Annotated in this window: 14 protein-coding genes; 8 read left to right on the top strand and 6 right to left on the bottom strand. The window is 44.2% G+C overall.

The annotated features are described in order from the left end of the window. Nucleotides 1-31: 31 nt before the first annotated feature. On the bottom strand, nt 32-805 hold the full coding sequence (gene panB / locus AC805_RS05400) for a 3-methyl-2-oxobutanoate hydroxymethyltransferase (protein WP_055074467.1): 774 nt from the start codon (nt 803-805) through the stop codon (nt 32-34). A 124-nt stretch (nt 806-929) separates the two neighbouring features. On the opposite strand from panB, the gene AC805_RS05395 reads away from it, so the two are divergent. The 8 genes from AC805_RS05395 (at nt 930) to AC805_RS05360 (ending at nt 6,920) form a co-directional block, all read left to right on the top strand. Further along, nucleotides 930-1,121: a DUF2862 domain-containing protein gene (locus tag AC805_RS05395; RefSeq protein ID WP_009627756.1), complete on the top strand. Its 192-nt coding sequence runs from the start codon at nt 930-932 to the stop codon at nt 1,119-1,121. Nucleotides 1,122-1,173: 52 nt separating this feature from the next. After that, entirely contained in the window at nt 1,174-1,491 is a 318-nt protein-coding gene (locus AC805_RS05390) for an HU family DNA-binding protein (RefSeq protein ID WP_055074468.1), read from the top strand. Continuing rightward, a complete protein-coding gene (locus AC805_RS05385) occupies nt 1,463-2,524 on the top strand; it encodes an ArsA family ATPase (RefSeq protein WP_055074466.1) in 1,062 nt (353 codons plus the stop codon). The genes AC805_RS05390 and AC805_RS05385 overlap by 29 nt, the downstream gene beginning before the upstream one ends. A 139-nt stretch (nt 2,525-2,663) precedes the next feature. Beyond that, a complete protein-coding gene (locus AC805_RS05380; protein ID WP_055074465.1) occupies nt 2,664-2,960 on the top strand; it encodes a hypothetical protein in 297 nt (98 codons plus the stop codon). Beyond that, a complete protein-coding gene (locus AC805_RS05375; protein WP_055074464.1) occupies nt 2,957-3,457 on the top strand; it encodes a PIN domain-containing protein in 501 nt (166 codons plus the stop codon). Before AC805_RS05380 ends, AC805_RS05375 begins: the two co-directional genes overlap by 4 nt. A gap of 6 nt (nt 3,458-3,463) precedes the next feature. After that, on the top strand, nt 3,464-4,954 hold the full coding sequence (locus tag AC805_RS05370; RefSeq protein WP_055074463.1) for an Ig-like domain-containing protein: 1,491 nt from the start codon (nt 3,464-3,466) through the stop codon (nt 4,952-4,954). A gap of 38 nt (nt 4,955-4,992) precedes the next feature. After that, the gene (locus AC805_RS05365) at nt 4,993-6,141 is read left to right on the top strand and encodes a beta-ketoacyl-ACP synthase (protein WP_055074462.1); all 1,149 of its coding nucleotides are present in this window, start codon (nt 4,993-4,995) and stop codon (nt 6,139-6,141) included. A 230-nt stretch (nt 6,142-6,371) separates the two neighbouring features. After that, nucleotides 6,372-6,920, top strand: a complete 549-nt coding sequence (locus AC805_RS05360; RefSeq protein ID WP_040688646.1) for a biotin transporter BioY — start codon at nt 6,372-6,374, stop codon at nt 6,918-6,920. Nucleotides 6,921-7,230: 310 nt separating this feature from the next. Here AC805_RS05360 and AC805_RS05355 read toward each other — a convergent pair whose 3' ends face one another. The 5 genes from AC805_RS05355 to AC805_RS05335 all read right to left on the bottom strand — a co-directional run bounded on the left by AC805_RS05355 (nt 7,231) and on the right by AC805_RS05335 (nt 11,947). Next, nucleotides 7,231-7,686 carry an STAS domain-containing protein gene (locus tag AC805_RS05355; RefSeq protein ID WP_055074461.1) on the bottom strand — a complete coding sequence of 152 codons (456 nt, stop codon included), beginning with the start codon at nt 7,684-7,686 and terminating at the stop codon, nt 7,231-7,233. Nucleotides 7,687-8,021: 335 nt separating this feature from the next. Further along, nucleotides 8,022-9,359 carry a 30S ribosomal protein S12 methylthiotransferase RimO gene (gene rimO, locus AC805_RS05350; protein ID WP_055074460.1) on the bottom strand — a complete coding sequence of 446 codons (1,338 nt, stop codon included), beginning with the start codon at nt 9,357-9,359 and terminating at the stop codon, nt 8,022-8,024. 79 nt (nt 9,360-9,438) lie between these two features. Beyond that, nucleotides 9,439-10,929 (bottom strand): phospholipase D-like domain-containing protein, encoded by a 1,491-nt coding sequence (locus AC805_RS05345; RefSeq protein ID WP_055074459.1) that lies wholly within the window; start codon nt 10,927-10,929, stop codon nt 9,439-9,441. A 93-nt stretch (nt 10,930-11,022) separates the two neighbouring features. After that, nucleotides 11,023-11,211: a hypothetical protein gene (locus AC805_RS05340; protein WP_040690096.1), complete on the bottom strand. Its 189-nt coding sequence runs from the start codon at nt 11,209-11,211 to the stop codon at nt 11,023-11,025. A gap of 382 nt (nt 11,212-11,593) precedes the next feature. Next, nucleotides 11,594-11,947 (bottom strand): YkgJ family cysteine cluster protein, encoded by a 354-nt coding sequence (locus tag AC805_RS05335; RefSeq protein ID WP_055074458.1) that lies wholly within the window; start codon nt 11,945-11,947, stop codon nt 11,594-11,596. Between the last annotated feature and the right edge of the window lie 180 nt (nt 11,948-12,127).

Here is a 12,127-nt window from a genome sequence, read left to right as displayed (position 1 = left end):
TGTCCTATTAGACTTGGCGACAGCTATAAACCTAGCGATCGCTACCATTACGAACATCTTGACAATATTGCTGGATCGCTTTGGTAATCGTGCTTTGCAGATCCGCATACTTACGGGCAAAGGGAGGTTGCCAATCGGACAAGCCCAAAACATCGTGGGTGACAAGAATTTGACCATCACAGGCAGTTCCCGCCCCAATACCAATCGTCGGCACGGAAATGATGTCTGTAATTTGGGCAGCTAATTCTGAAGGAATATTTTCTAATATCAGGGCAAAAATACCTGCCTCAACCAAAGCCTTTGCCTGAAACAGAATTTCTTCAGCAGCAGCAGGAGTGCCACCTTGAACCCGATACCCCATGCGATGAACGGATTGGGGCGTAAGTCCTAAATGTCCCATCACAGGCATTCCCGCCTGTACCAATTTGCGAATGGTCTCCACCATCTCTGGATAGCCACCCTCTAGCTTGATGCCCTTAGCATCCGTCTCTTTAAAAATTCGTCCCGCCGATCGCATGGCTTCTTCGATGCTGACTTGATAGCTGAGAAATGGCAAATCGACAACGAGCAAAGCGTTGCTAATGCCCCGTCCCACTGCTTGGGCATGGTGGATCATGTGATCGAGGGTAATGGGCAATGTGTTTTTGTAGCCTAGCGCGACCATTGCCATGGAATCCCCTACCAAAACCATATCTACGCCTGCTTTGTCCAGTAGTTGAGCGATCGCGTAGTCACTTGCCGTCAGTGCTGCGATGGGCTTCTGCTGCTGTTTCCATTTTTGCAATTGGGCGATCGTTATGGGCATCGGGGCATTCCTCGTAAGTTAAAGCTTCGTGGCTTATCAAAAAATTAATAGGGCTAACATCTAATGTAAACTTTTTAAAGCAATTGAATAAGGTTAATTGAGTTCGGTACGAGAATCAAAAATTATGCAAGTTGGTCAAAAAGTTCGCGTTCGTGGTTTCAAGGATGGTAGTGGCAAAGCGATCGCCAGCAAAGTCGGCGAGATCGGAGTCATCAAAGAAGAAAAAATTATGGATGGCAGCAAATGGGGCTACATTGTCAAATTCTCTGACAGTAGTAAGTCTTGGTTTTTTGCGGATGAGCTAGAATCAGCCTAAAAGGATTAAGATGTCGCGCTTTGCGCGACATCTTAATCCTCAAATAAGCCCTATGGCAGATATTAACCGTCAAGATATCATTCGGGGCATGATGGCAGAGGTTGATGGGCTAACCTATAGTATGGCTTCCGCAAGTCTTGAGGCAGTTATAACCTGTCTCTCCCAAGCCTTAGCCAATCATCAATCAGTTATGTTGAGTGATTTTGGTAGATTTTCCGTGCGCTATCGTCGCGCTCGCTCTGCCATCCATCCACGTACCCATCAACCGATGACAATTCCCGAAGTCATTGTTCCCCACTTCACACCCAGTCCCCATCTTAAAAAGCTAGTGCATAAGCCCAATGAGCCTCATTCTGACATTTCTCGGTAAAGGTGGTGTTGGCAAAACGACAGCGGCGATCGCCATTGCTCGTGCTTTTGCTAACCAAAACAAACAGGTTCTATATGTTGGACAACAGGCTGGTGATGATCTCAGCATGAGACTTAACACCGAGCTAAGTATTGAGCCCCAACTGATTGCGCCAAATTTTACAGCCGTACATTTACAGTCAACGGTTTTACTAGAAAAGTATTGGGACAAAATGAAAGGGCTGGAAACGCAATACCTGCGTACTCCCTTTTTTAAAGAGGTATATGGTCAAGAGCTGGGGATTTTGCCAGGAATGGATTCAGCACTGGGGTTAAGCTTTTTACGCGAGCGCGATGCTGAAGGTAAGTATGACGTAATTATCTACGATGGTCTTGGCGATCTAGAGACATTACGGATGCTAGGAATGCCAGAAATTCTAGGCTGGTATCTGAGGCGCTTTAAACAGGTGTTAACAGGATCGGCGATCGGACAAGCCATATCGCCTTTTGTCGAGCCAATTCTAAGAAGCATTCTCCAAGTCTCTAGCAGTGATGATATTTCGCAACAGGCTGGGGAAATGTCATCGGTATTAACACGCGGTCAAAAAGCGGTGAACGATCCTAGTCGCGTAGCTGCCTATCTAGTTACGACTGGCGACCCCTATGCGATCGCCACTGCCAAATATCTATGGGGTAGTGCCCAACAGGTGGGCTTAACCGTTGGCGGTGTCCTTTCTAGAGATCCCATTGGTGACGAAATTTTTGAGCCCCTTGGAGTATTGTCAATTCCCGATCGGGTCACTAAGTTAAGCATTCCCGATCACCTTGCCAGTCTCGCCCCCAAGCCCATTGAAATAAATCCCGTAACAAAGCAAGTCAAGCTATTTTTGCCTACATTCAATAAAAAACAAGTCAAACTAATCCAGTTAGGCCCCGAAGTCACCATCGAAGCTGGCGATCAACGCCGTAATATTTTCTTGCCCAATGAATTAGCAGGCAAGCAAGCCACAGGCGCAAAATTTCAAGATTCTTATTTAATTATTTCATTCGGTTAAAAATTGAATTGTTAATATGGTAAGTAGTTCAGCATAATTAAAAATTAAAACCAGAGAGAGTACTGGGTACTCTCTTCTAGGTTTTAAGATTACCTATGCTTAGCTACTTAATTAAGTAATTACAGAGTTTTAATCAAAGATGACTACTAAAACTATTGGAATTGGTGTTGAAGGTGCTGTACAAGCCGCAAGTAAATATTTTCACGAACTCCAGAAAATCATTAATAATAGCTTGCCCATAGATACCAGCACATTAACACGAGATTTAAGGCTGGAGGAGGTGGAACTTTCTGATGATCGTTCTCAATGGTTTATTACATTAGGCTATAGCATTAGTGAAGATGGGCTGGGAATTCGCTCTGTCAGAGAGTATAAAATTTTTACTGTAGATGCAACTACTGGGGAAGTACAGTCAATGAAAATTAGAGAGGTATGACTAATTTCCCAAGCAATATAGTTAACGAATACCGTAGAAAAGGCATTCTAATCGATACAAATATTTTGCTTTTGTGGCTAGTTGGCTCCACCAACAAGGCACGTATTACCCAATTTAGTCGCACACAAAAATTTGAGGCTAGGGATTATGAACTACTAGTTTATTTGTTAAAAAAATTCTCAAGAATTTTAACGACTCCGAACATTTTAACTGAAGTTAGCAATCTCATTAACCAATTAGGGGAACCTGACCGATCCAAATGCTTTTCTATATTCGCAAGAGATATTGTGCAATTAGATGAGATTTACACAGACAGTCATACTATTGTGGCGGCAGATCAATTTCCGAAATTTGGATTAACTGATTGCGGCATAGTGAATGTGGCTAAAGGTAATTACCTAGTGCTTACCGATGACCTGAAGCTAGCAAGCTATTTACAAAATATCGGTATTGATACACTTAATTTCAATAATATTCGCGTATATGGATGGAAATAAGCTTATATGCAACTTAGCCCTCGTTTTAAATTATTATCGCAGCCCCTCGATCGCTATGCCGTTGGCTTAGTTGTGTTACTTAGCATCGCGATCGCCATATTATTATGGGTAGGCGATCGCACCGCCCCTCAGGTGAAGGAATTTAGTTGGCAGGGTCAGCGTATTGATTCAACTAATATATCGTTTGTACTGACCTTCAATCGTCCAATGGATCGCGATAGTGTCGAAAAGAATCTTAAATTCGAGCCCCCCCTTGCAGGCAAAATCAGTTGGTCGTCACGGCGGATGTCCTATACTCCCATAGCCCCAGCCACCTATGGTAAATCCTATCAAGTCAAACTAGAAAATGCCTACGATCGCTTTGCAAGTGAATCGGGACAGAAAAAGGTGATCGAACCCTTTACAGGGAGTTTCACAACTCCAAACCCATATTTTGCCTACATCGGTTCGCAGGGAGAAGACAAAGGTCGACTTATAATTTACAATACCTTACAGAAGGAGAAACGGGTTTTAACGCCCGCCAATCTATCGGTATTAGATTTTCGCGTTTATCCCGATCGCCAAAAAATTCTATTTGGAGCGATCGATGGGGTGGGACAAAACTTACTCGATCAAAAACTTTATGTGGTAACGACAGGAATTGATCGCGAAGATCGCCTGACTTCTAATCAACCCACAATCAAACCTATTCTTGGTAGTGATGATTATCAAAACTTCAAATTCGATCTCTCGCCCGATGGCAAGAACATTTTGGTACAGCGTCTCAGCCGTCAACAGGTCGGGCGCTACGGACTCTGGCTCATCCAAGAGGATAAACCCGCCCGATCCCTTGACAATCAACCAGGGGGCGATTTTATGTTCACGCCCGATAGCGCGTCGGTGGCGATCGCTCAAGGTGAAGGAGTTGCGATTTTGCCCCTTGAGCCGCAAGCCCCGCCGTTGGACTTTCTTCCAAGGTTCGGCACAGTCCTAAGTTTTGGGAGAAGTGGTACGCAGGCGGCTACGGTCAAATTTAATAAAGACTACACGCGATCGCTATATTTAGTGAATAACCAAGGACTACAAAAGGAACTCACCAAAATTAGTGGGTCAATCCTTGGCGCTCAATTCGATCCGCAAGAAAAAACGATCTATTGTTTGCTTACCGATGTCGAGCAGGATGCCACTAAAAACATCTTCCGTGAAAAGCCCTACCTTGCCGCGATCGATCTGGAATCCTCTCAATTAAAAAGGCTTTTAGAACTTCCATCCCAAAGGGAAATTCAATTCAGCATTGCCCCCGATGGACAATCAATTATCTTAAATTCCGCAATTCCCAGCAGCGAGCCAACTAATTCTCAAAATAATGCCGATGATTCGGCTCAAGCTACCAGAAATCCCCGTACTCCTAAGGCTCCAACGCAGCTAATCATATTACCTCTTAACTCTTCCAGCACGGCTTCAGCACAAACCGAAGTTCTTTCCATGTTCGGTACATTTCCGCGATGGCTTCCTTAATATCGATGCAATCTGGGGATAGACGCTGGGATATAGCCATGAATCCGCCCACAGTGGTCGTTACAGGCATTGGCATGATTACAGCGATCGGTCATAACCGTGAAAGTACTTGGGAACAATTACTGCAAGGTATTTCAGGAATCCAATCCGATCGCCAATTCCAAAGCCCAGTTGCCAAAATCACGCAGTTGGAAATCGATCGCTATGCATCCCGATCCCAAAATCTCCTCAAAAAAGCCGTCTTAGAGGCGATCACTGATGCCGATTTGCCTATACCCTTACCTAATTGCGGTTTGGTAATTGGTTCTAGTCGTAGTAATCAGCGGGAATTAGAATTACTGCTAAATGCACCCCAACAACTCCAAAGTGAGAATCACTGGTGGGCTTGCCAGCCTGCCCATCTCTCCGCCCAAATAGCCCAGTTATTGCAGACCCATGCCCCAGTTTTAGCACCTATGGCGGCCTGTGCTACGGCAAACTGGGCGATTGCTCAGGCTTGTGAATTAATTCGTTCTGGTCAATGTGATCGGGCGATCGCAGGTGCAACGGATGCCGCAATTACCCCCTTAACGATCGCGGGATTTCAAAAAATCAATGTATTAACTAATTCAGGCGTACATCCCTTCAGTCAAGAACGTGATGGCTTTGCCCTAGGTGAAGGGGCGGCGGTAATGGTGATGGAGTCACTAGAATCCGCAAAGCGTCGTGACGCAAAGATTTATGGTCGAGTGTTGGGCTGGGGCATTACCAATGATGCCTATCATGCCACCAGTCCCCATCCCGATAATCAGATGGCGATATGGGCGATCAAGGATTGCCTAAGGCGATCTCGTATCGCTGCCACCGATGTGGGTTACATTAATATGCATGGCACTGCCACTCCTATTAATGATGCCCGTGAAGCAGAATTAGTCCAAAAGATTTTTCCTGATTGCAAAATTAGTGCGACGAAAGGGGCAACGGGTCACGCTCTGGGCGCAACAGGGGCGATCGAAGCCGCATTTTGTTTGTTAGCCTTGCGCGATCGCCTTTTACCACCCTGCGTGGGAATGAAAACGCCAGCCTTTAACCTCAATTTTGTCCGACAGGTCGAGCAAGCGTCCAATCTGTCTTATGCTCTCAACTTCAGTTTTGGGTTTGGCGGACAAAATGCGATCGTAGCCTTTGGTCAGCCATCCGATGACTAATCATACCAAGTTAAGAAATGGCGTAGCCATTTCTTAACTTGGTATAAAAGCTGTAGCGCACGCGCAGCGTGCGCTACAGCTTTTGAGTCTTATATTTAATTGCGCCTAGCTACTTAGGAGTCCAAATTCATGTACGATTCTATTCTGTTCTATTCTGCAAAATATGCAGAGCAATCACCTATTGCATCTATTTTCTGACTGAGATACTCGTGCCAAAAACGTTGCAGCTAATGTGGGCCTTATCTGGACTGTTGCTAACAATTGCTAGCACCTTTATTCGCCCATCCATGCTTTTGCCATCCCTCACCAATCAAGGAAATAATGTAGCGATCGAATCGATCAGCGTCACCATGCAGATCGGTGCAGTTCTCTTGACAGGTTGTCTGGGCGGACGCTCGGCAGCGCTCCTATCGCAAACCACCTACATTATCTTGGGTTTGAGCGGTTTTGGCGTATTTTACCAAGGCGGCGGCTTGAGCTATCTCAAATCTCCAGCTTTTGGATATCTGTTAGGATTTGTCGCGGGTGGATGGCTCTGTGGGTTTCTCGCTTTTTTGAGACCACCGAGCTTAGCTCGCATGGCTATAAGTTGCTTTGGCGGGCTATTAGCAATTCATCTGGTGGGAATCTTCTATTTAGTTGCCATCCAAATACCTAATTTTAGTGCTATTCAAACTTCATTCTGGCAATATTCCGTCCAAGTTTTATCAGGACAGTTTTTAGTTGTATGTGCCACTATCGTGATCGCTACTATTTCACGGAAGTTATTATTCTACTAATTTTACTTATAGCTACAGTCCCTTGAATGAGGACAAATCAAAACCCAAGAATTAATTGGCGGCGCGAAGCGCCGCCAATTAATTCTTGGGTTTTATGTCCTAGTACACTTGGCTACAGCTATAAGATTCAATTACAGCGATTTACGCTCAAACCCAAACCAAGGGAATTTTTGAAAGCGTTGCGAAGCAACGCTTTCAAAAATTCCCTTGGGGTTTGTTTGCTCGATAATTGCTGTAAGAAAAAACGCGGTGCTCAGCACCGCGTTTTTATTGGATGACAATAGATTCAGTACTGAGATTAAAATTGCTCTTAAGCAGCTACTAAGCAATCAGCTACTAAACAATCAGATGCTAAGCAATCAGAATCTTGCCGTTGTTGGTTAGATTGGTTCATAAATGTATCAATATTGGGCAAAACAGCAAACAACTGATCAACTCTGGTAATTTCCAATACAATTCTTACCGATGGTTGGAGAGAACAAAGCAGCAAATTACTCTTTTGTAAATGCATTAATCTGAGAGATGCTAACAGTTTTTGCAGACCTTGACTATCGATAAATTCTACATTCTCCATATCGACAATCAAGACTGGGACTTTTTTATTATTCATCATCACATTGGCGGAAATCCATGATTCAACTTTGCCAAACAGTTCAGATCCTGCAAGATGATCGAATTTACTATTTGTCAATTTGATAGTAAAAGCAGATTCGCTATTTGAACCTTGATGAAAAGATAGCTGATTAACTTTAGTAATTGTATCCATTGTTCTACCTTTTAATTGCTTCGAGAGAGTAATACTCTTGTTTCCGATCGTGTCATCTACTAAAGCAATAAATATGGGTTGATTGACAACACAAACTACTTTCTTGCTTCATGTGCTCAATTATTCCCTTTTTTGCAACTTATGAAATCATTAATAGATATACAAAGGTTAGTAAAAAGAAGTGACAAAGTTATATAAAAGTTATTTTTATCATCTTGCTATAAATTTGGTAAAAACTATGTAGTGGCATATACCAAAAAAGATAAGTAATCGTTATGGGCAATGGGTTGCCGTAGAAAATACCGAGGCTTTTTCTACGGTAAATTCCCAAGGGCTTAGACGATTTCCCCAAAGAGGTCGTAGTGATCGGCAGCGGTAATTTTGACCGAAAACATCGTCCCAAGGGTTGCTTTACCCAGAGGATCGCGTACGTAGACAACTCCATCGACATCGGGAGCAAATCTTGCCGATCGCCCAATTAGTTCGCCTGTATTGGGATTTTCCTGCTCGATCAGTACCTCCACGGTTTTACCAATTTCCAGTTGATTTTTTCGGAAGGAAATTTCCTGCTGGGCAACCATAATGCGATCGCGCCGCTCTTGCTTAACTTCTTCGGCAATCTGGTTTGGCAGATCAAAAGCAAGAGTGCCTTCTTCGGCGGAAAAAGTAAATACACCGACATGATCGAACTCATGACGCTTGACAAATTCGAGTAAATGCTCGAACTGCTCTTCTGTTTCTCCAGGAAATCCCACAATAAAAGTGGTACGGGCAATGGCATCAGGCAGTGATGCTTTGATTTGTTCCATGATTTTGTCATTAACTCGCCCTTGCCAAGGACGGTTCATCGCCCGCAGCACATCAGGATGGGAATGTTGCAAAGGCAGATCGAGGTAAGGAACCACATTAGGGGTAGACTTCATGGCGTTGATTACCTTGGGTGTCAAGCCCGTAGGATAGGCATAATGCATCCGAATCCAAGGTACATCCACTTGACCGAGGGCAGTTAAGAGTTCAGCAAGGCGAGGTTGACCGTAAATATCCAGTCCGTAGTTAGTCGTGATCTGGGAAATGAGAATGATTTCTTTTACGCCTTCGGCAGCTAGGCGATCGCATTCAGCAACAATCGACTCAATCGATCGCGATCGCTGATCGCCACGCAGATGGGGAATGATACAAAAAGCACAGCGATAGTCACAACCCTCGGCAACGCGAACGTAGGCGACAGCCTCATTGGTAGTGCGATAGCGCGGCACGGTGTCATCGGCAATATAAGTAGGAACTTGCGTAATTTCTTTGACCCGTTCGCCCTTTTCTGCCCTCTCAATTACATCGACAATTTTTTGATAGTCACCAGTACCAACGAGAGCCACCGCTTCGGGAATCTCATCCAGTAACTCCTGTTGGAAATGTTGCGCCATGCAACCAGCGATCACAATGCGTTTGCCCATTTCGGCAAGTTCAACCAATGTCCGCACCGATTCGCGCCGAGCATCTTCGATAAAACTACAGGTATTGACAATCACATAATCTGCCAATTCCTCATTGCTATCGACTTGATAACCTGCTTGCACTAGCAAGCCCAGCATATGTTCCGTATCGACGCGGTTCTTTTCACAACCCAAGTGAGAAAATGCGATCGTGGGTTTGACGGGTTGAACCAGATTGACCATATTTGTTAATGACGCGATTTGCGATCGAGCATGAAATTTCCAACATAATAGCTTAACAAATCTTTAGGCAATGCGATCGCTATGATTGAATTTCTGATTCTTCAGGAATAGGTTTTGGTTTTGGTTTCATTCTCTCCGCACAGCTTTTAGAGGTAGCCTGTAATAGTTTGGCGGTTGGTCCCAAGGTAACATCTTGATAAAGGCGATCGTATTCCCGCTGATAATGGGTGGCAACTATATCGCTTTGAATGGCAACTAACACTTCATCATTGGTGTGATTTGCGGCATGAGTCCAATTGTGGGAACCCGTCAAAACTAGATTGCGATCGAGAATAGCGAACTTGTGATGTAGGGTATCGCCTGCAACTAGATTCGGAATCCCCACAGTTTTTAGGGGCTGCTTCCATGCACTGTTTTTCCCTGTTTTGCAATCTTGAGTAGACTGTAAGCCCCACATGTCAAGGGTAGAAGAATAATCGCGGTAGGCAAATTGGGGCTCCACTAAAGTCCGAATCTGCACATTTTGTTGTTGTCGCTCTTCGAGGATTGCCGAAACAAATTCATCAGAATAGACAAATAGAGCCATATCAACCGTTTTCTGCGTTCCTGAGACTGCTGTCGCAATCAATCCATTACTTGTCTGTTCGCGCGGTGTATCTTCTGGATCTGGCGAAAACTTCAGGCGGATCTGCGCTCCATCAACGATCAGATATTCAATTTTACGCGAGGGTTTTTTAATACCAAAGAGGCTGTCAGGTTTGCCTCCTGGTCCATCACCCCACATAGTATTAAATTCCTGTTTAAACTTAGCGGCAAATTCCTTGTTCTCAATACGTAGGAGATTATTGGCATTTCCTCTCGTTTCGGGTTTTGTAAAATCACCGTGGATATCGCTCATCGTGTAATTTGCCGAACCAAATAAAACGACTCGATCATCAATCACCATAAACTTATGGTGCATTAGTCCACTTCCCTTAGAGCCATCCGCCGTGTCATCGAGCCAAGGAACATTGGTTGTCTTGATTAACCTCAAACCATCACGGCGATCCAATTCCTCTTCACTTAAACGACCGTCGTTATTGATATCGGCAAACTTTTGAAATTCTTTATAACGATCGCGATCGCGAGGATTCATTTTCTCGACCTGATCGGCAGTAAACTCGCTCCAAGCCTTACTATAGTTATTCTCTAAAATTAAACGGACATTTACACCACGCAATTTGGCATCCACAATCGCCTTAGCTATATTCGGTAAGCGTAATTCTTGAACAGCAATATCGAGCGTTGTTTTCGCTTTGGTGACATTATCAATTAACACTCTTTCCAGATTGTCGCCAAGTCGTTCGATATTACGGTAGGGATCGGTGTATCGATTAGCTTGATTGTAATTAAAAAATGCTTGAATGTTCGGATGCTGGGGTAAGGCAGGGACTATACCTGACTGGATCTGACAGGATTTAATGGCGATCGCAATTAGTAGCGTTATCCCACAGAGAAAAAACCAATGAACGATTTGACGAGGCAACAGTCGGAATTGATGATATAGCCGAGAATAGGCTAGATAACCCATACAGGCAAGACTTCAAATTTTGCAATTCTAGTCTACAGCCTTAGCAATGAAATCCTATGTTCAATTTAGCGATTTGCATGAAATAGCCATCACCTAGCTAACCTGACGGACTTTGCCCTGATCGACGGCTTGCATGAGGTATTCCAAAGCTTCATAGTCGGGATCGGTAATGTATCCTTGTTCGGAAAGCTCGTGGTTAATCATATTTTCCATCTCAGGGGTGAGTCTTTTAATGAGGAGAGCGCGATTCACTAGGTTTCTGATTACACTCTTGTTATTCATCATCTTTGATCCTTGGGCGTATGTTAGAGATTAGAGCTAGAAAAGTAGATCTTACGAAGGATCGCACCGCGCTTTGACTGATGCCTCATCACTTTTGTAGGACTACTTCTATAGGAATAAGTTTCCTCTGAAATCAAGGATCTGGATGTGACTTGTATCCGTGGTTACAGGTGATTGATATCGAAATTTTAATCAGGCTAAATCTCTAAGATCCTGTGATCTCTATCACAGTTATCCACCCCTTGACCTAGGATATAAACCCCAAGAATTGACTGGCGGCGCTAAGCGCCGCCAGTCAATTCTTGGGGTATTACCAAAAAACGTCAAGTTGCGCCCCTTAGGGGCGAAACTTGACGTTTTTTGGTAATTTTTGCACAAATACTTAATCACCATTAACGGTCTGATTGAAGCGCAATAACTCTAAAGAGCGATCGCCATAGATCGACGCGATAGTTTCTTGACAGCAGGAGATCGCAAACTCATCAAGGTCTTTTGGTTCTACACCAAACATATCGTAAAAGGTATCGGTTGCGACGCGGCAGAATCTCGGTCTTTGGTCGTAAATTTTGCATTGGCGCTGGATATGGTCAAAATTAATACACCAACCATCATGCCCCACCATGCTCAAGTACTGCTGTAGCTCAACTGGGGTTAGGTAATCTGCGAGATCGGGGCGATCGCTAGGAGTGAGGTTACAGCAAGCACCACAGCCGCTAATACATTGCCAAGTTGACATTATTTCTAGTTTTTACTCTATGCAGTTTATTTACCCACTCTTTGACATCTACCCCGCGCTGAAGCGACGGGGATTCCTAAGACTCACGACTTAGGTTTCTGCTTCATAGCACCAGCCTTCCGAGATTTACTCTCTTCAGGTCTTACAGTCGCTCCACAGACTGACACGGCAAGTCCTGCC

The organism is Pseudanabaena sp. 'Roaring Creek' (assembly GCF_001402795.1).
Taxonomy (GTDB): Bacteria; Cyanobacteriota; Cyanobacteriia; order Pseudanabaenales; family Pseudanabaenaceae; genus Pseudanabaena.
This window is presented reverse-complemented; position numbering and strand designations above follow the sequence as displayed.